Here is a 19,442-nt window from a genome sequence, read left to right on the forward strand (position 1 = left end):
GCAGATGATCATCTTCGCGACCTCCGACAAGGGCGGCACCGGCCGCTCGGTGACCAGCAGCAATCTCGTCTACCGGCAGGCCCTGCAGGGCAAGGACGCCTGCTATCTCGACTTCGACTTCGGCTCGCCGACGGCCGGTGCGATCTTCGATCTGTCCGACGTGCAGGCCGGCTCCGACGGCGACGGGCTGCACAGCTACCTCGCGGGCGCCATCCCCGAGCCTCGCCGGATCAACGTGTGGGCCGAGACCCAGCGGGAGTCGTTGCGCAACCGGCCCGCCGGGGTGGGCCGGTTGACGCTGGTGCCCAGCGACCGCGGGCGCGGCGAGTTCCCGTCCACCCCCGGGATCGTCCAGCGCTGCGTCGAGCTACTGGTCCGGGCCGACGAGGAGTACGACGTGGTGCTTGTCGACCTGAGCGCCGGCCGGTCGTACGCCACCGAGATCGTCCTGGAGGCGACCGCCCGTCCCGAGCTGGCCGACGTCGAGGCTCGCTGGGTGGTGTTCCACCGGTGGACCAGGCAGCACATCGTCGCGGCCGGCAGCCTGGTGCACGGCGCCCGGGGCATCCTCGACATCGGCACGGCCCACGGCCACAAGCGTGCCGAGCTGGCGGAAAAGGTCCGCTTCGTCCGCACGGCGGTGCTCGACCCGGCCGCCTCCGACCAGGCCGCACTGCGTCCCGAGCAGCTGGTCTGGCTGGACGTGTGCAACATGCGGCTGAAGGACCTGGCCGTCACCAACAAGGTGGGCCAGGTCAAGCTGCTCGGCATCATCCCGCTCGACCCGGTGCTGCAATGGCAGGAGCAGCTGCTCACCAACGACGACGTGTGGCTGCACCGCACCGCCAACGAGCGCACCGTCAACGCCTTCGAAGATCTGGCCAAGAAGATCGTCGACGTGGACGCGTGGGAGGGCCTGTGACGACAGCCGACGATCTGTTCACCGAGGAGAGTGCCTCCCCGGTCGTCCAGTCGGTCGCCCTGTCCCACCTGTCCGTCGAGCTCGGTCATCTCTACATGGACGACTTCCGGGCCGGCGAGAGCCGGTTGCGGGAACACTTCCGGCGGGTGGCCCCGTGGGCGCGGGCGGCCGTCGACCAGACCGCCGGGCTGCTCGGGCCGCGCCGCACTCCGCGGATCAGCACCTGCTTCCTGATCGACGACTATTTCACCCGCTTCTCCAGCCCGCCCGAGGTGGTCGCGTCGCTGATCGCGGCGGCCGACGCCTCCGGCCTGCAGATCGACTACGTGGCGCGGGAGTCGGGCTGTGCCCGGGCCGGCGACGTCGACGTGGCGACCCTGGTGCAGGAGCATCTGGTGCACGAGCCGGTCGAGGGCGTCAACGGCGGCCGGCCGCCGGCCCAGGAGTCGGGCTGGCTCAGCAACGGCGAGCGCTCACCGGCGGCGGCCGCGGCGGCGATGTCCGGCCCGGCCCGGTGGAAACCGCCCCGGCAGAGTGCTGTGCAAAATCATTCGATCTTCGTGGACATCGAGCTGTGGAGCGGCCCGGCCGAAGACAGGTTGTGGTCGTGCCCGTTCCTGGCGGCGGTCTGGCAGCTGCAGCGGCTCGGCCTGGTGCGGCATCTCGGCCGGCCGGTCGCCGAGCCGGTCGCGGTGCCGGTGGCCGAGCTGTCCGACGACTGGGACGAGATGCCGGCCATCGTGCAGCTCAACCCGCGGGCCGCGGCACTGCGCGCCTACCGCACCTTCACCCCGCTGGACAGCCGCTTCCTGCCGATCGAGTTGGCCGTGCGGACGATCCTGGGTCAGGTCTGGATCGACCCCGCGGTGGACGGTCAGGTGTGCGGCCGGGCCCGGGGTGAGGGCATGGAGTTGCCGACCGAGCCGGTGGGCCGGATCTCCTACGCCTTCCTCTGACCGTCCTGCACCGGGTGCAGCTCGCTGGAGGCCTCCCACAGCTCCTCGAACAGATCGGCGTACTCCCGCACCCGGGAGCTGGTGAGGACCAGCCGGGTCTCGGCCACCTGGGCCCGTCTCGGGTCACCGGTGGTCGGCATCGTCTCGTACGCCAGGATCTCGTCGAAGATGATCAGGTCGCGCACCTGGACCCGCAGCGGGGTCAGCACCTTGGCCCAGTCGAGCAGCCGCACCCGGATCTTCATGCCGCTCTGTTCCTCGTACACCTGGCGCAGCCTCGGGTCGTCGGCCATCTCCGGGTCGTCGAGCACGAAGATGCGCCGCACCCGTTTGCCGTCGCCGGCCGCGCGGCGCTGCGCGTCCAGGTAGCGCTGACCGATTTCGCTCTCCCAGAGATCGTGGTCGACGGCGGCCATGCTGATCGCGTCGATGCTCTTGGTGGCGGTCTTGGTCAGCCCGAGCAGCCAGTCCCGGTCCTCGCCGTAGTACGTGGTGGTGCCGCCCTCGGCGAGCTGCTTCAGGAACTCCGACATCTCCTTGATCTTCGCCTGGGCGAACTGGTAGACGATCGGCGGCGAGTTCGGCGAGATCTGCGTCGAGTTGCGGACCAGCTGGGTGACCAGGTCGGTCTGCAGGGCCGACGCCTCGATCAGGCCGAACAGCGCGGTCGCCTCGCTGATCTCGGAGAAGGCGTCGCCGATGAGCCGTTTGACGTCGGCCATCCCGTCCTTCTCCAGCTTCTCCACGGCCAGCAGCCGCTTCTCGAAGTCGACCAGGAACCGCACCATCAGCGCGATGCCGCCGATCAGGATGGACAGCATGATGGAGATGCCGGCGTCCTGACGGAGACCGTTGGTGATCAGGAAGGTCACGCCACCACTGGCGACCGTGACCATCGCGGTGCGGATGACGCTTGACGACTCCCGCAGCTGCGTGGGCCGGGGCTCGTTACTCACGTCGACACCGCCGCTCACGACCGCTTCGCCGCTCACTGCCGGATCGCCGCCGACAGGGCGGCCACGGCCCCGGCCGACAACTGGTCCCGGATCCGGTGGACCAGCAGGTCCCACTGCCGGCTGAAGCCGACCCGGCTCTCCAGCACCCGCCACAGTGCCCGGGCCAGCTCGTCGTCGGCCATCCGGGGCAGCCACAGGTGCAGCAGGTAATCGATGGCCGGCAGCAGCCGGGTGATGACCTCCTCGCGGGGCAGCACCCCGATCGCGGCCTTGCGGGTGATCTCCAGCAGGGCGGTGATCAGCCAGTCGTGCAGGGCCAGGTCCTCGGCGACGGTGGCCAGCCGGGACGGGTCGGCCTCGGCCGCGGTGAAGCTGAGCACCCGCAACTCGTCACCGTGCACCGAGAAGCGAACCCGGCACGGACTCGGATCGCACGGCTCGACAAGCACCACCCAGCGCAGCCCGGTGCGGGCGGCGCGCAGGGCCGGGCGGCCGCCGCGGGAGTTGCGCTGCACCCGGTCGGCGGCCTGGCGGGCGATGCCACCCAGATCGAGCGACTCGGGCGCGCGCTGCGGCATCGCCAGGGCCTCGGCCAGCTCGTTCCACCGGGTGCGCCCCACGCTCTCCACCACGCCGGGCCGGGACAGGTAGTGCGACCAGGGCCGGCGGTTGCTGCCCTCGGCCCGGACCACTGTCGCGTACGCCGAGCCCTGCACGACGTGCCCGTCGACGATCGCCGCCCGCTGCCAGACCGTGCCGATGCCGCGCACCTGCCGGGTCGGTCCGGGCAGGCCGAGCGGGCAGTCGACACCGACCGGTTTGTCGGGGGCGCGCACGTGGGAGCGGGGTCGCTCGGAGACCCGGACCGGTTCACCGGCCACCAGGTCCACCAGGGTGCTGGCGATATCGCCGCTCACCGGACCGCCCCCGCGCAGCAGTCCGGTTTGCACCTCACCAACGATGAGCACGTCAAGGCCCCCCATCCTCGACGGCCACGGGAACCCGGGGAGGACCGCCTGACGTATCAGGATCAGCGATGACCATTGCCTCCCCAGCGGCGCGTCCCGGGCCGCATGACGCCAGCCGTTCGATTGGAACTCAAAGGTCGGCGGATTGCAACACCGTGAGTGATCAATCGAGGACGATGAGTCATAGTTCCTACCATCCCGGCTGGACACCCGACAAGGCGGGAACGCCATTGTCTTCAGTCGCCGTAGATTTTCCTCAGACCGTACGTTCAGGCATCGATCACCGTTAGCGTCAGGAGGGTGCCCTCTGATGTTCTCATCGTCGGCGCCGGCGTGTCCGGCCTGACCACCGGGTTTCAACTGGCCCAGCAGGGCCTGCGTGTCCGGATCCGGGCCGAGGACGCACCCGGCCGCACCAACTCGGCCGCGGCCGGCGCGATCTGGGACCCGATCTACGCGGAACATCCGCGGGTCGGCGTCTGGGCGGCACGAAGCTACGAGGTCTTCGCCCGGCTGACCGAGGAGGGCTTCCCCGGCGTGCGGATGGTCAACGGGGTGGAGGCCTCGCGCGATCCGATGGAGACCCCCGACTGGGCCCGCGAGCTACCCGGCTACCGCGAGTGCACACTCGCCGAACTACCGCCCGGGTTCGTGCACGGCTGGCACTACCGCGCTCCGATCATCGACATGCCGCCCTACCTGGCCCAGCTCGAACTCCTCGTGCGGGAGCTGGGCGGCGAGTTCGAGTTCGGCGCGCACCTGAGCGCCCTCGCCGAGGCCAACGCCCCTATCGTGATCAACTGCAGTGGCGCCGGAGCCCACGACCTGGTGCCCGACCCCGAGGTCGTCCCGATCCGCGGCCAGCTGGTCGAGATACGCAACCCCGGGATGGCCGAGTTCTTCGCCGAGCACACTCCCGAGCTGGGCGAGATGATCTATCTACTGCCGCAGGGCGACGTGCTGCTGCTGGGCGGCAGCGCCGAGCCCGGGGTGGCCGACCCGGCCCCCGATCCCGCGGTGGCGACGGCGATCCAGGCGCGCTGCGGCGACATCTTCCCCGAGATCCGGACGGCCGAGGTACTCGGGCACCGCGGCGGGATCCGGCCGTCCCGCCCGAAGATCCGCCTGGAACTCGAGGAGATCGACGGCCGGTACATCGTGCACAACTACGGCCACAGCGGAGCCGGCGTGAGCCTCTCCTGGGGCTGCGCCGACGACGTGACGGCGATCGTGCTGGGCCTGCTCGGCCGCTAGCGAAGACCGATAAGAGCCGAACCCGGCCGGGTCGGTGGAAGGTGGACCCGGCCGGGACGGCGCCGCCGCTCACCCGCGGAGGGGGACTCGGAGGAGGCGGCGGCGCGGCTCAGCGGCCCTGCAGGGACTTCACGTTGTCGCCGAAGGTCCAGGACTTGGAGCCGTCCCAGTTGATCGACCAGGTCATCACGCCCTTGATGGCGCTGACGCCGTTGTACGCCTGGGAGACCAGTGCGGGGGTCATGTAGCCGCCGCCCGCGCCGGACTGGGCGGGCAGGCCCGGGACCTGCTTGTCGTACGGCACCTTGATGGTGGTGCCCTGGATCGTCAGGCCGTTGTTCAGGCACTGGGTCTGGACGGTGAAGCCCTGCACCGTGCCGGCCGAGTACGAGTCGCCGGCGCAGCCGTACATCGAGCCGTTGTAGTACTGCATGTTGAGCCACCACAGCCGGCCGTTGTCCGCGTACTTCTTGATGATCGGCAGGTAGGAGCCCCAGATCGAGCCGTAGGTGACGCTGCCGCCGGTCACGTACGCGGTCTCCGGCGCCATCGTCAGGCCGAAGTTGGACGGCATCGCGGCCAGCACCCCGTCGATGATCCGGATCAGGTTGGCCTGCGAGGCCGACAGGGTGGTGATGCTGCCGCTGCCGGTCAGGCCGGTCTCGATGTCGATGTCGATGCCGTCGAAGTTGTACTGCTTGAGGATCGGCACGATGGTCGCCACGAACCGGTCGGCGACCGCGCTGGAGCTCAGGTCGATGCCGGCCGCGGCGCCGCCGATCGACATCAGGATGGTGCTGCCGGCCGCCTTGGCCGCGCACATCTCGGCCGGGGTGGAGACCTTGACGCCGGCGTCCATGCCGTTCTCCCAGAGCACCGTGCCGTCCGACCGGATCACCGGGAAGGCCGCCGCCAGCACGTTGTAACCGTGCTGCTTGATCCGGCTGTCATTGATCGGAATCCAACCCAACCCGGGGTGTACGCCGTTGGAGGCGCCGTCCCAGTTCTCCCAGTAACCCTGCAGCACCTTCCCGGCCGGCCGCGACTTGACCGCGCAGGTGGAGCCGGTCGGCGACACGGTCGGCGAGGTCGTCGGCGGAGTCGTGGGCGTCGTGGTGGGTGGAGTGGTCGGCGGCGTCGTGGTGGGCCGAGTAGTCGGCGTGGTCGTGGGCGGGGTCGTGGTGCCGCCGGTGCAGGCGCCCAGGTCCTTCCACAGCGACGGCGTCGCGGCCGGGTTCCAGCCCGCTCCCGCATAGGCGGTGTGCGTGACCAGCGCCTGATAGAGGTGCGCGTTGTAGGTGACCTGCTGCCCCACCGTGTAGGTGGGCCCCTCGGTCCACACCGTCCCGGAGCAGACCACCGCCGCGAACGACGTGCCCCCTCCGGCGACAACGACAGCCATCGCCCCGGCCGCCACCGCCACCCCTGCGACCAGCGCTAACACCCGACGACGGACGCCCATGGCAGCCCCCTTGAGATCGAACGTGACCCGCGACACTCACATAGTGGCGTTCACATTCGTAAATATCAAGGGTTCTTAACAGTGAGCGGAAGCTCGAGGAACGCGGCGAACGGTTCGAGTGCTTTCGCGGCCCGGCGATGATCGGTGGCAGTGAAGTCGATCAGTGGCCGGACGGTGACTGTCACCCCCTTCGGCCCGATGACCCGCTTCCAGGTCGCGACCACCCGCCCGCCCCGCACCAGCGTCGACTGGAACACCCCGTTGTTGCCCGGGATGATCGCCGCCAGGTCGGCCGGCGACGCCATCAGCGACCGGTCCTTGTAGCCGAGCATGTATTCGTCAAACCCCGGCAACGCCAGCCACGACTGATCTGCGGGGTTCTCCAGTGCCTCAGCCGCGACGATCATCTCCACACCGTCCACGTCGACCGTCAGCAACGCCTTGCCCGCCTCGCCCAGGCCGATCTTGACGTCGGACATCGGCAAGCCGGTCCAGCCGGCGAAGTCCTTCCGCGTCGCCGGGCCGTGACTCTGGAAGAACCGCAGGGCGATCAACCCGAGCGCTTCCGCACGCGACGGACGGAACGGGTCGGGCACCCACGAATCCAGGAGCACGAACGTCTGCTCCTTGCCCACGTGTGGGGCGATGGCCGTGACGCCGATCTGTGCCGCGTACCAAAGCAGGTGGTAGCTCCGCTGCCCGGCCACGTCGATGCCGCCGTCGGTGAGCGCGGCCAGGCACTCGGCTCGCGTCAGGCGGCGATCGCCCGCCAGGGCGGCGCCGAGCAGCTCGGCCGCCTTCTCGACGGTCGGCCGGTCGAGGCCGAGATATTCCCAGCGTTTCGCCACGCCGGTGAGCGACCGCGAGCCCATGACGTCGAGCATCCAATGTGCGTCGCGGGCCGGGACGAGGTGGACCGTGCCCCGCATCGGCCAGGTGCGTAGCACCGAACGGTCTTCCAGCGCCGCGTTGACCTCGGCCAGCGACCAACCCGGCAGCCGGGCGCCCAGCGACCACAGGACGCTGTTGACGTCTTGCGCCTGCATGGCGCCGAACCACGACGCGATGCCCTCGACCGTGGCCGGCCCGCCACCGCGCAGCAGCAGGCTGGTCAGTCGCAGGCCCAGGGCCGTCCGTGCATCCATGGGACGACCCTAGGCCCGGGGTACGACAAAAATCAGCGGCCGCGACCGGCCCGGTACAACTTGATCAGGTTGTTGGTCGACGAGTCGTCATCGTCGGCCGGGGCGGACGCCGAGGTCAGCTTCGGCGCGAGCTGGTTGGCCATGACCTTGCCCAGCTCGACCCCCCACTGGTCGAAGGAGTTGATCTCCCAGATCGTGCCCTGGGTGAAGGTGATGTGCTCGTAGAGGGCGATCAGCTGCCCGAGCACGGCCGGCGTCAGCTTCGGCGCGACGATCGTGGTGGTCGGGTGGTTGCCCTGCATGACCCGGTGCGGCGCGACCGTGTCGCTGCTGCCCTCGGCCTTGACCTGGTCGAGCGTCTTGCCGAAGGCCAGCGCGCCGGTCTGCGCGTAGAAGTTCGACATGAACAGGTCGTGCATGCCGCCGATGTCGTGGTTGGGCTGGGAGAACCCGATGAAGTCGGCCGGGATCAGCTTGGTGCCCTGGTGGATCAGCTGGTAGAAGGCGTGCTGCCCGTTGGTGCCGGGCTCACCCCAGTAGACCTCGCCGGTCTGGAAGCCAGTCGGCGAGCCGTCCAGCCGCACCGACTTGCCGTTGCTCTCCATCGTCAACTGCTGGAGGTAGGCGGCGAAGCGGTGCAGGTACTGCGAGTAGGGCAGGATCGCGTGCGACTGGGCACCGAGGAACGTGTCGTACCAGACGTTGATCAGGCCCAGCAGGGCCGGCACGTTCGACTCGAGCGGCTGGGTGCGGAAGTGCTCGTCGACGGTGTGGTAACCGGCGAGCAGGTCGGCGAACTGCTCCTTGCCGACCGCGATCATGACCGACAGGCCGACCGCGGACGGCAGCGAGTAACGCCCGCCCACCCAGTCCCAGAAGCCGAACATGTTGGCGGTGTCGATGCCGAAGTCGGCCACCCGGGACGCGTTGGTGCTGACCGCGACGAAGTGCTTGGCCACGGCCGAGTCGTCGAACCCGTCGGCGGCGAGCAGCCAGTTGCGGGCCTCGGTGGCGTTGGTCAGCGTCTCCTGGGTGCCGAACGTCTTCGACACGATGACGAACAGGGTCGTCGCCGGGTCGAGGTCGTGGGTCTTCTCGTACAGATCGGTGGGGTCGATGTTCGAGATGAACCGGCACTCGATCTCGGGCGACTTGTACGCCTTGAGCGCCTCATAGGCCATCACGGGACCGAGGTCGGACCCGCCGATGCCGATGTTCACCACGGTCTTGATGCGCTGGCCGGTGTGCCCGGTCCAGGCACCCGAGCGCACCTTGTCGCTGAACGCGCCCATCCGGTCGAGCACCTCGTGCACGTCGGCGACCACGTCCTGGCCGTCCACCACGAGCGTGGCGTCGCGCGGCAGGCGCAGCGCGGTGTGCAGCACCGCCCGGTCCTCGGTGACGTTGATGTGCTCGCCGGCGAACATCGCCGCGATCCGCTCGCTGAGCTTGGCGCGCGAGGCCAGCGCCAGCAGAGCGGTAACCACCTCTTCGGTGATCAAGTTTTTGCTGTAGTCCACGGTCAGGTCGGCGACGGTAGCGGTGAGGCGCTCGCCGCGCCCCGGTTCGCTGCCGAACAGGTCGCGCAGATGCACCGCGGAGAACTTCTCGGCGTGCCCCTGGAGAACCTGCCACTCGGCGCTGTCGGAAACGTGTTCGCTCATTGGCCTTGTCTCTCGCTCGAACCCGGACTCTCGTCCTCATCCTGGCATGAAACGGAGCGGACCACCGATCAGTTCACCACTAGGCCGGCCAACCGTCGCATGGTCGGCATGAGCGCATCGGGATCGGGCCCGGCGAGGCGTTGCGCGGCCCGGAAACAGCCCATCGCGACCTGGGTGGCGAGCACCGCAATCACCCGGTCGGCACCTTTCGCGAGCAGCCGATCTTCCAGCACCGAGGCGATTCGTCCCAACGTGAAACACGCCACCGCGCAGATCACCGAGCCGCTCGACGGCTTCGGAACCTTCCGCTCATAGACACCGCACAGCAGCGCCACAGAGCGGACGTAGCCGCCGAGGACAACGTTGTGACTCATGACGACCTTGATGGAACGCCCGCGGGCGGCCGATCCCCGGCCAGATACACCGCCACCTGCACGCCGCGCGCGACGATGGCCCGTCCTGGTCCTGCTCGCCGCCACCGCCGTCCTCTACCTGTGGGACCTGAGCGCCTCCGGCTGGGGCAACAGCTTCTACGCGGCGGCCGCCCAGGCCGGCGCGCAGAGCTGGAAGGCCTGGCTGTTCGGCTCGCTCGACGCCGGTAACGCCATCACCGTCGACAAACCACCCGCCGCCATGTGGATCATGGGCCTGTCCGCCCGGATCTTCGGCGTGAACAGCTGGTCGATCCTCGCCCCGCAGGCGCTGATGGGCGTGGCCAGCGTCTACCTGCTCTACGCGACCGTGAAGCGCTGGTTCGGCCAGAACGCCGGCCTGCTCGCCGGGGCCGCGCTCGCGCTGACTCCGGTCGCGGTGCTGATGTTCCGCTACGACAACCCCGACGCCCTGCTCGTGCTGCTGATGACCGCCGGCGCGTACACCACCGTCCGGGCCGTCGAGAAAGCCTCCTGGAAATGGCTGGCGCTGACCGGCGTACTCCTGGGATTTGGTTTTCTCACCAAGATGATGCAGGCCTTCCTGGTCCTGCCCGCCTTCGCCCTGGTCTATCTGATCGCCGCGCCGACCGGCCTCGGCAAGCGGATCCGCGACCTGCTCATCGCGGGTCTGGCCTTGATCGTCTCGGCCGGTTGGTACGTCGCCCTGGTCTCGCTCTGGCCGGCCGGCTCGCGGCCGTTCATCGCCGGCTCCACGAACAACTCGCTGTGGGAACTCGCCCTCGGTTACAACGGCCTGGGCCGGATCTTCGGCGGCAGCGGCAACGGCGGCGGGGGCGGCGGCAGCCAGAACACCGGCTTCGGCGGCGCCACCGGCATCGGCCGGCTGTTCGGCAGCTCGATGGGCACCGAGATCTCCTGGCTGCTGCCCGCCGCGCTGATCGCGCTGATCGCGGTGCTGGCGCTGACCTGGACCGCGCCGCGCACCGACCGGGCCCGCGCCGCGATGATCATGTGGGGCGGCTGGCTGCTGGTCACCGGCATCACGTTCTCCTACATGAGCGGCACCATCCACCCCTACTACACCATCGCGCTGGCCCCCTCGATCGCCGCGGTGGTCGCCATCGGCGGCCGGGTGCTCTGGCTCTACCGCACCAAGATCTGGGCCCGGGCCCTGCTGGCCGGCATGCTGATGGCCACCGCGATCTGGGGTTCGGTGCTGATGGGCCGGGCCGACTGGCTGCCCGCTCTGCGCTGGGCGTCGCTGGTGCTGGGCGTCGTACTCGCCCTGGTCCTTCTCCTGCCCGGCGCCAAGCTGCGCGGTTTCGCGGTGGTCGCGCTGGTCGCCGCGATTCTCTCGGCCGGCGCCTCCGGCGCGGCCTACGCCGCATCGACCGCTTCGGTGGCCCACACGGGTTCGATTCCGACCTCCGGGCCGTCCGGCCAATCCTCAGGCATGGGGGGTACGCGTGGCGGGGCGGCCAACCGCACCGGCGGGCCGACGGGAAGCGCGGGTGACTCGTCGTCCTCCACTGAATCATCCAGCTCGACTTCGACCGACTCCGACTCGACAACCCAGGGTGCCCCCGGTGGCGGCGGCATGGGCGGCGAGGGCCAGAGCAGCAACAGCGAGCTGACCGCCCTGCTGGAGGCCAGCACCACCAAGTGGTCGGCGGCAATCAGCGGCGCCACCTCAGCCGCCGAGTTGGAACTGGACAGCGGCACCTCGGTGATCGCCCTGGGCGGCTGGAACGGCAGCGACCCAAGCCCCACGCTGGCCCAGTTCGAGGCCTACGTAGCGGCCGGCCAGATCAACTACTACATCGCCAGTGGCAGCGGCATGGGCGGCGGCGGAACGGGCGGGTCGACCACCGACGCCTCCCAGATCGCCACCTGGGTGGCCGCCCACTACACAGCCACCACGGTAGGCAGCACCACCGTCTACGACCTGACGCAGGCAGCATCCAGCTGATCTGCCCCGCACCGGAAGCCCCGCGCCCTCGTGGCGCGGGGCTTCTGCTTTCCCGCACCCTTCGTGGCGCTGCCGGCGTCTCGGTTAGCATCGCGCCTTACATGAACGTTCTGACCCGCGTCGCCCCGCTCTCCGCCGTGACCGCCGGCCTGCTGGCCACGATCGTCGGCGTGACCAGCTCGGCGGCGATCGTCTTCAGCGCCGCCCGAGCGGCCGGCGCCAACGACGCCGAGCTGGCATCGTGGATGCTGGCGCTGGGCGTCGGCATGGGCCTGACCTGCATCGGCCTGTCCCTGCGGTACCGGGCCCCGATCATCACCGCGTGGTCCACCCCTGGCGCCGCGCTGCTGGCGACGGGCCTGGACGGGGTCACCCTCCGCGAGGCCACCGGCGCCTTCCTGATCTCCGCGGCCCTGATCACCCTGTCCGGCATGACGGGCTGGTTCGCCCGCATCATGAACCGCGTCCCGCTGTCGCTGACCGCGGCCCTGCTGGCCGGCGTACTGGTCCAGTTCGGCATCGGCTTGTTCGCCTCGATGCAGAACAGCCTGGCCCTGGTCCTGACCATGTTCAGCACATACCTGCTGTGCCGCCGCTTCCTCCCCCGCTACGCCGTGCTGGCCGCCCTGGCCGCCGGCACCGCGGTAGCCGCCATCACCCACTCCCTGCACGCCAGCGAGATCAACCTGGCCCTGGCCAAACCGATCTTCACCGCCCCCACGTTCTCGGTACAGGCCGCGATCGGCATAGCCCTCCCCCTGTTCGTGGTAACCATGGCCTCCCAGAACCTCCCCGGCGTAGCGGTCCTGCGCAACGACGGCTACCAGGTCCCGGTCTCCCCCTTGATCACCTGGACCGGCGCGACCAACCTGCTGCTGGCCCCGTTCGGCGCCTTCGGCCTGAACCTGGCCGCCATCACCGCCGCCATCTGCACCGGCCCAGCCGCCCACCCCGACCCCCGCCGGCGTTATTTGGCCGGCGTCTGGGCCGGCCTTTTCTACCTGGTGGTGGGCGCCCTGGGCGCCACGGTGAGCTCCCTGCTAACGGCGCTGCCGGCAGCCTTGGTCCTGGCCATAGCCGGCATCGGCCTGCTGGGCACCATCGGCTCGTCCCTGACCTCCGCCCTGACCAACGACCGCTGGCGCGAGGCCGCCGTAGTGACCTTCTTGGCCACCGCCTCCGGAGTGAAGTTCCTGGGCGTAGGTTCCGCCTTCTGGGGCCTGCTGGCCGGCCTCCTAACCGCCGCCGCCACCAGCGCCTTCCGCCCCCACCCACCCAAAACCACCCCCACCCCCGGGCCCGCCCCCGCTCCCACGTCCGCCGCCGCCCCCGCCTCCGCGCCTGCATCCGTCTCCGCGCCCGCTGAGCCTGCAGCGGCTACCCCGCCAACGGCCACGCCAAGACCCGCCGCAGAGGCCGGCCCACCAGCAGCCGGCCCATCGCAGCGGTAAAGGCGCCCAGGAGCCGGCTCACCACTGCCGTAGAGGTCGCTCACCAGGCGGGTCATCGCAGTCGTGGCGGGCGCCTTGCCGCTGGGCCAGCATCGTTCGAAGCACATCGCGGCCGCCGGACGCGGCTTAACCGGTGAGCACGCGAGAGCGACGGCACCAGGCGGTGATTGCCGAGGCTCCAGCACCACTTCCCGCAGATCCTGGCGATTTGACACCCCGCTGGTTGCTCCAGCTCGACAAGTTCGCCGCAGGCTCCATCGCGCCTGGGGTGATATGAACGGCATGTCGGGTTTCTGCTCCCACGGCGTGGGAGGGCTTCCCACCGAGCAGGACAGCCGCCACGATGCGGACGCCCAGCTCAGGTTTCGGGAGCGACTGCCACTATGCGGGACGTCGGACGCACCAGCACCGGAAATGGCGCGGCGGCGACGCCGGGCGGGCCAGCGTCAGCCGGCGAGAAGCGCGATGACGTCGGCGGGGGCCGGCGTCAACCGCGAGGAGCCCGGTGACATCGGCCGGGGCCGGCGCCAGGCCGGCGCCAGCCGCGAGGAGGCCGGTGAGGTCGGGCGACGGCCGGCGTCAGCTGGTGAAGAGGGCGGTTACGTCGGGTGGGCGGAAGTTCGGGCCCTTCTGGACCTTGCCGTCTTCGCGGAGCAGCGGGCGGCCGTCGCTGCCCAGCTTGCTCATGTTGGCTCGGTGGACCTCGGCGATCACCGCGTCCAGATCGATGCCGTGGCTGATCGCAGTGCCGTAGGCGACGTAGACGACGTCGGCCAGTTCGCAGGCCAGGTGGGCCAGCCGGGCCGGGGACGGGTCGCGCTGCGCCGCCTCGGCCGCCTCCCCTACCTCGCTCGCCTCTTCCTCTAGCAGTCGCTGGCGAACGGCGGCCAGTTCGGGCGGGATCGGGGTGGGACGGTCGGGGTGGGCGAGGCCGAAGACCTCATGGAACTCACGGACCATCCGCCACGGCGACTCACTCACGCCCGGCACCCTATCGGTCCGTCGGCCGCAACTGTCGCAGCGTATGGCCGGTGGCTCGCTTGAAAAGGTATTCGGCCCGCTCATAGGAGAGGCGGCCACGCCCGGTGTGCGGGCACCGGTCGCCCGGCGCGCCGGGGGCTGGGCGGCGATCGGTGAGGAAGAGCGGGCCCGAGGTACGACCGGCGATCAGCTCCGGCAACAGGCGGGCGGTTCCGGAACGCCAGGCCACCCAACGGCCGCCCACCCGCGCGCGTCGATCGTCGAGATCCAGACCTTCGACATCGAGGGCCAGGACCGCGGTCACCGCGGCCGACGACTCGTGCAGCAGGCACCAGAGGGTGCGCTCGCGCAGCGCCTGCCTGCCGTCGCCGAACAGCGTGGCCAGGTCGGCAGCCGGCAGCGGTGCGACCGGCGAGACTACCTCGGCCCGGCGGGCCAGCCCGGTCGCGAGATCGGACCGGCCGCACCACGCGCCGAACGAACGAAGGGTGGCGCGATGCCGGTTCCACGTCTTCGGGGCGGCACTCCCCCACGCGGTGGCGAACACCGTGGCCACGGTCTCCGCGGTGAGCAGGCCGAGCGGCAGGCTGTCGCCGAGCGCCCGCCGCAGCCGGGTGACGGTCTGCCGATAGGACCGCACCGTCGCCACGTCCAGGTCCGCCCGCCCGAGAAACGCGCCGGCGACCACCCCGAGCGTCGCCGCCGGATCCACAGTCCCCACCCGCCCCGCCGGGCCGTCCACCCCATCAGCGCTTCCCCCGTCGCCCGCGCCGGCCGGTGGCGAGCCGGGCGGCAGCGCGCCGGATCCCGGCGAGCTGGGAGCGGTGGCCGGGTCGGGCGCTGCGGGGCTGTGTGGGTCGGCTGCGGGCTCGGAGGGCGGGGCGGTGGCTAGCAGGGCGGTCATCTCGGTGGCTCGGCGTTGCAGGAACTGCTGTTCGGGGCCGTTGCGGGTCAGGGTCAGGGCGCGTTCGAACTCGCGGCGGGCCTCAGCCGGGCGGCCCAGGCGGGCCAGCAGGTCGCCTCGGACTCCGGGCAGCAAGTGGTAGTCGCGCAGGGCGGGGTCGGCCAGCAGGGCGTCTGCCTCGGTCAAGCCGAACTCGGGGCCGTAGGCCATACCCACGGCCACTGCCCGGTTCAGGCGGATCACCGGGCTGGGCTGCAGCTGGGCCAGGGCGTCGTACAGCTTGGCTATGCGCGGCCAGTCGGTCTCGGCGGCCGTGGGGGCCTGGGCGTGGCAGACGGCGATCGCGGCCTGTAGGACGTACGGGCCGGGGGGTTTGCCGGTTTCTCGCGCTCGTAGCAGAGCGGCGAAGCCGCGTCGGATCAGCAACGGATCCCAGCGGCCGCGGTTCTGGTCCTGCAGCTGTACCAACTCGCCGGCCGGGCCGATGCGGGCCGCGGAGCGGGACGTCTGCAGTTCCATCAGGGCTACCAGGCCGTGCACCTCGGGTTCGGCGGGGACCAGTTCGGCCAGCATGCGGCCCAGGCGCAGGGCCTCCCGGCAGAGGTCGCCGCGGATCAGGTCGTCGCCGGCCGTGGCCGCGTAGCCCTCGTTGAAGACCAGGTAGAGCACCTCCAGCACCGACGACAGGCGGCCGGCCAGCGCCTCGGCGTCGGGGCGGGTGAAGCCGGCGCCCTCGTCGGCCAGGGTCTGCTTGGCGGCGGCGATGCGCCGGGTCACCCGCGGCTCGTCCAGCAGGAACGCTCGGGCGATCTCCGCGTTGCTGAGGCCGGCGACCAGGCGCAGGGTCAGCGCGATCCGGGCGGCGGCGGGCAGGACCGGATGGCAGCACACGAAGATCAGCCGGAGGACGTCGTCCTGTTCCGGAGCTGAAGGCTCAGTGAGTGGTAACGGAACCGTGCGGGAGCGGCGGATGTGGTCGACCGCCCGGCGCCGGGCGACCGTGGTCAGCCAGGCGCCGGGGTTGTCGGGGACGCCCGCGGCCGGCCACTGCTCCAGCGCCGCGACCAGTGCGTCCTGGGCCAGTTCCTCGGCCAGGCCGACGTCGTGGACCAGCCGGGCCAGCCCGCCGATTATGCGGGCCGACTCCAGCTTCCACACCGCGTCGATCGTGCGGTGGACGTCGGACATGGCGGGGGTCAGCCGAAGACCTGCTGGATGGTGCTCTCGCCGTCGCCGACGATCTTGCGGAAGCGGCGGGCCAGCTCGATCGCCTCCTCGCGGGAGCCGACCTCGATCAGGGCGAAGCCGGCGGCCGCCTCCTTCGCCTCGGCGAACGGGCCGTCGGTCACGGTGATCTCGTCGCCGAGCGAGGACATCAGGACGCCACCGGGCTCGAGCCCGCCGGTGGCCAGCAGCACGCCGGCCGCGGTCAGCTCCTCGACGAACGCGGCCATCTCGGCGAACAGCTTCTGGTCGGGCGCGGTGTCGGTGGGCTTCTGCATCATCAGGAAACGCATGGTGACTCCTCGGTAGGCATCGCGGTGACACCCTGACGTCGGCTCAGCATAGCGACAGGGAACGGCATCATTCCCTGTCGCATGACGGACCGCCTGGAGGAATCGTCCTGACCGCCGTCTCGCTCACCGCCGCACCGGCTCGCCCGACCACCTGCTGCTCACCTTCGGCGTCGCGGCCGGCCCGCTCTGGGCGGCCGTCTCGCTCGCCCAGCCGTTCACCGGCTCCACACTCCGTAAAGCGTCCTAGGAGGCTAGGGATCCGGCGGGGAGGGGGAACGGGGTGTTCCTCTCCAGCAAGGCTGTGGCGTCGGCAGCCGGCACCGGGCGGGACAGCAGGTAGCCCTGGGCGGTGTCGCAGCCCATCTCCTGCAGGACGGCGAGCTGGGTCTCGTTCTCGATGCCCTCGGCGACCGTCGACATGCCGAAGCGCTGGCCGAGCCGGACGATCGTGCGGACCAGGGCCTCGTCCTCGGTCTCGCCGCCGAGGCGGTCGACGAAGGAGCGGTCGATCTTCAGTACGTCCATCGGGAACCGCCGCAGATAGGCGAGCGACGAGTACCCGGTGCCGAAGTCGTCCATCGCGAGCAGCACCCCGAGCGCCTTGAGCCCGAGGATCCGGGACAGGTTCTCGTCGGTGTCGGTGAGCAGCACGCTCTCGGTCATCTCCAGGCAGAGCTGCTGCGGCGGCATGCCGGTCTCGGTGAGCACCGCGGCCACCATGCCGGTGAGGTCGTCGTCCTCGAACTGACGTACCGAGACGTTGACCGCCATCTTCAGCGGCCGGTTCCAGGCGACGGCCTGCCGGCAGGCCTCGGTGAGCACCCAACGGCCGAGCGGCACGATCAGGCCGGTCGACTCGGCGACGCCGATGAACTCCAGCGGCGGCACCATCCCGCGGGTCGGGTGGTTCCAGCGGACCAGCGCCTCGAAGCCGGTGATCTCGCCGGTGCGCAGGTCGACGTTGGGCTGGTAGTGCACGACGAACTCGTCGCGCTCGAGTGCCAGCCGCAGGTCGGTGGCCAGCTCGATCCGGCTGGCCAGGGCGTCGTGCATGCTCGGGTGGTAGGTGGCGTAGGTGCCGCCGCCCGCGTCCTTGGCCCGGTACATCGCCAGGTCGGCGTCGCGCAGCAGTTGGTCGGCGTCGAGGCAGTCGCCGGAGGTGGCGATGCCGATCGCGGCCCCGATGTGCAGCTCGCGGTCGTCGACGTCGATCGGCTCGGCCAGCGCGGCGAGCAGTTCCATCGCGATCAGCTCGGCCTCGTCGCGGGCCTCGTCCGCCTCCATGATCACCGCGAACTCGTCCCCGCCGACCCGGGCCACCACCTTGGGCGCGGGCAGGCGCCGGCGCAGCCGTTCGGCGACGTGCACGAGCAGGTGGTCGCCGGCGTCGTGGCCGAGGCTGTCGTTGATCTCCTTGAAGCCGTCCAGGTCGAGCAGCAGGATCGCCACCCGGCCGGGCTCGTTGCGGGCCACCGCCTCGGCCAGCCGCTCCCGGAAGCCGGCCCGGTTGGCCAGCCCGGTCAGCACGTCGTAGTAGGCCTCGTGGCGCAGCTGGTCCTGCAGCTCCTGGGCGTCGCTGATGTCCCGGGTGTTGAAGACCAGACCGCGGATGTACGGGTCGTCGAGCCGGTTGGTGATGGCCATCTCGGCCAGCCGGGGCTGCCCGTCCGCGTGGAACAGGGTGATCTCGAAGACGGTGGTGGCGCCGGGGACGTCCTTGACCTCGTCGATCGCGGCCTGCACCCGGCTACCGACCTTGCGCCCGGCCACCTCGACGAACCGCCTGCCGACCAGTGCCGACGCCGGGTAACCGAAGATCCGCTGGACGGACTCGCTCTGGTAGCGGACGGTCGAGTCGGCCTCGAGGATCGCGAGGGAGTCGGTGCTCTGCTCGACCAGGGCCTGGAAGCGCAGTTCGCTGGCGTGCAGGGCGGCGGACCGCTCGGCCACCCGGGTCTCCAGCCGGCACACCAGCCGCCGGTTGTCGATCACCAGAAGAAGCTGGCGTACGACGATCAGTACGACCAGGATCGAGCGGGTCCAGGTGCCGACGGCGGTGGGTTGCGCACCCAGGATGAGCCGGCCGAGTCCGACGACCAGGCTCACGGTCAGTACGACGTACGGCAAATAGATGGCGACGGCCTGACGCCGGTCCTCCTCGCCCTGGCTCGCGGGCCATCGGCCGCAGGCCGCCGCCGTCAGGCCGGCGAAACCGGCCAGCCAGCCGATCGAGCCCAGGGTGGTCAGGCCGGCATAGCCGGCGCTGCTGGCGGCGGCGATGACGAACGTCGAGGCGGCGGCGAGCCGCAGACCGCGATGGCCGGGCAGGGCCCGGCTGATCCGGGTGAGCACGGTGAGGCCGGCGGTGGCCAGGAGGATGTCGGCGATCGGGTACGGGGGGACCGCCGAACCGTCGGCCGGGCCGATGATCAGGTGATAGCTGAGGGCGGTCAGGGACGTGCCGACGATCAGCAGGTCCAGCAGAGCGCGCACCTTCTCGGCGCCGGATCGCGCCGGCATCGGCAGGACGAACAGCCCGGCCCAGCTCAGCGCGACAAGCACGAGGTAACCGGCGGCCGGCGCCTCGACCGTTCCGCCGAACAGCCCGGCGGCCGCGGCACCCAGTCCGAGCCCGGCCCAGGCCAGTCGGATCCGGCCGGTCCGTTGCCGGGCCCGGATCAGGCAGGCAACGGCGGCGGTAAGGGCTGCCACCGCGGTGGCAGCACCGATGACCGTGGTCATCGGAACCCCCTTTCCCATGGCCGACCTGTCCGAGCACCAAAATCGGGCGAGCGACCGGCCATCTGAGGGGTTGTCCGGAAAAACGACGCGGGCGGTCCCGGGGAACCCCGGGTACCGCCCGCTTGTCGAGCAAGAAGAGTTACTTCTTCTTCTTGT

Annotated in this window: 15 protein-coding genes; 5 read left to right on the plus strand and 10 right to left on the minus strand. The window is 70.5% G+C overall.

Going from position 1 to position 19,442, the window contains the following annotated elements; all coding sequences use genetic code 11:
• Window positions 1-4 precede the first annotated feature (4 nt).
• Entirely contained in the window at window positions 5-922 is a 918-nt protein-coding gene (locus Ate02nite_RS17080; protein ID WP_203806508.1) for an SCO2523 family variant P-loop protein, read from the plus strand.
• Window positions 919-1,878, plus strand: coding sequence for an SCO2522 family protein (locus Ate02nite_RS17085; protein WP_203806509.1), 960 nt, complete (start codon window positions 919-921; stop codon window positions 1,876-1,878). Before Ate02nite_RS17080 ends, Ate02nite_RS17085 begins: the two co-directional genes overlap by 4 nt.
• On the opposite strand, the gene Ate02nite_RS17090 is transcribed toward Ate02nite_RS17085, so the two are convergent.
• Both Ate02nite_RS17090 and Ate02nite_RS17095 read right to left on the minus strand, forming a co-directional pair.
• Window positions 1,863-2,834 (minus strand): hypothetical protein, encoded by a 972-nt coding sequence (locus Ate02nite_RS17090; protein WP_239147470.1) that lies wholly within the window; start codon window positions 2,832-2,834, stop codon window positions 1,863-1,865. The genes Ate02nite_RS17085 and Ate02nite_RS17090 overlap by 16 nt on opposite strands.
• Before the next feature lie 32 nt (window positions 2,835-2,866).
• A complete protein-coding gene (locus Ate02nite_RS17095; protein ID WP_239147471.1) occupies window positions 2,867-3,784 on the minus strand; it encodes an SCO2521 family protein in 918 nt (305 codons plus the stop codon).
• A 318-nt stretch (window positions 3,785-4,102) separates the two neighbouring features.
• Between Ate02nite_RS17095 and Ate02nite_RS17100 the strand changes: the two genes are divergently transcribed.
• Window positions 4,103-5,056 (plus strand): FAD-dependent oxidoreductase, encoded by a 954-nt coding sequence (locus Ate02nite_RS17100; protein ID WP_203806513.1) that lies wholly within the window; start codon window positions 4,103-4,105, stop codon window positions 5,054-5,056.
• A 109-nt stretch (window positions 5,057-5,165) separates the two neighbouring features.
• Here Ate02nite_RS17100 and Ate02nite_RS17105 read toward each other — a convergent pair whose 3' ends face one another.
• The 4 genes from Ate02nite_RS17105 to Ate02nite_RS17120 all read right to left on the minus strand — a co-directional run bounded on the left by Ate02nite_RS17105 (window position 5,166) and on the right by Ate02nite_RS17120 (window position 9,701).
• On the minus strand, window positions 5,166-6,518 hold the full coding sequence (locus Ate02nite_RS17105; protein ID WP_203806515.1) for a carbohydrate-binding protein: 1,353 nt from the start codon (window positions 6,516-6,518) through the stop codon (window positions 5,166-5,168).
• Window positions 6,519-6,583: 65 nt separating this feature from the next.
• Entirely contained in the window at window positions 6,584-7,663 is a 1,080-nt protein-coding gene (locus Ate02nite_RS17110) for a winged helix DNA-binding domain-containing protein (protein WP_203806518.1), read from the minus strand.
• 32 nt (window positions 7,664-7,695) lie between these two features.
• Window positions 7,696-9,327 carry a glucose-6-phosphate isomerase gene (pgi, locus tag Ate02nite_RS17115; protein WP_203806520.1) on the minus strand — a complete coding sequence of 544 codons (1,632 nt, stop codon included), beginning with the start codon at window positions 9,325-9,327 and terminating at the stop codon, window positions 7,696-7,698.
• 68 nt (window positions 9,328-9,395) lie between these two features.
• Window positions 9,396-9,701 carry a hypothetical protein gene (locus tag Ate02nite_RS17120; RefSeq protein ID WP_203806522.1) on the minus strand — a complete coding sequence of 102 codons (306 nt, stop codon included), beginning with the start codon at window positions 9,699-9,701 and terminating at the stop codon, window positions 9,396-9,398.
• On the opposite strand from Ate02nite_RS17120, the gene Ate02nite_RS17125 reads away from it, so the two are divergent.
• Window positions 9,700-11,691 carry an ArnT family glycosyltransferase gene (locus tag Ate02nite_RS17125; RefSeq protein ID WP_239147472.1) on the plus strand — a complete coding sequence of 664 codons (1,992 nt, stop codon included), beginning with the start codon at window positions 9,700-9,702 and terminating at the stop codon, window positions 11,689-11,691. The genes Ate02nite_RS17120 and Ate02nite_RS17125 overlap by 2 nt on opposite strands.
• Window positions 11,692-11,792: 101 nt before the next feature.
• Window positions 11,793-13,142 (plus strand): benzoate/H(+) symporter BenE family transporter, encoded by a 1,350-nt coding sequence (locus Ate02nite_RS17130; protein WP_239147473.1) that lies wholly within the window; start codon window positions 11,793-11,795, stop codon window positions 13,140-13,142.
• A gap of 579 nt (window positions 13,143-13,721) precedes the next feature.
• Here the strand turns inward: Ate02nite_RS17130 and Ate02nite_RS17135 are convergent.
• The 4 genes from Ate02nite_RS17135 to Ate02nite_RS17150 form a co-directional block, all read right to left on the minus strand.
• Window positions 13,722-14,123, minus strand: a complete 402-nt coding sequence (locus tag Ate02nite_RS17135) for a pyrophosphohydrolase domain-containing protein (protein ID WP_239147474.1) — start codon at window positions 14,121-14,123, stop codon at window positions 13,722-13,724.
• 10 nt (window positions 14,124-14,133) lie between these two features.
• Window positions 14,134-16,215 carry a DUF6596 domain-containing protein gene (locus Ate02nite_RS49720; protein WP_307873283.1) on the minus strand — a complete coding sequence of 694 codons (2,082 nt, stop codon included), beginning with the start codon at window positions 16,213-16,215 and terminating at the stop codon, window positions 14,134-14,136.
• 8 nt (window positions 16,216-16,223) lie between these two features.
• Entirely contained in the window at window positions 16,224-16,544 is a 321-nt protein-coding gene (locus tag Ate02nite_RS17145; protein WP_203806524.1) for a YciI family protein, read from the minus strand.
• Window positions 16,545-16,787: 243 nt separating this feature from the next.
• Window positions 16,788-19,286, minus strand: coding sequence for a putative bifunctional diguanylate cyclase/phosphodiesterase (locus Ate02nite_RS17150; protein ID WP_239147475.1), 2,499 nt, complete (start codon window positions 19,284-19,286; stop codon window positions 16,788-16,790).
• Between the last annotated feature and the right edge of the window lie 156 nt (window positions 19,287-19,442).

Source organism: Paractinoplanes tereljensis (genome assembly GCF_016862435.1).
Classification (GTDB): domain Bacteria; phylum Actinomycetota; class Actinomycetes; order Mycobacteriales; family Micromonosporaceae; genus Actinoplanes; species Actinoplanes tereljensis.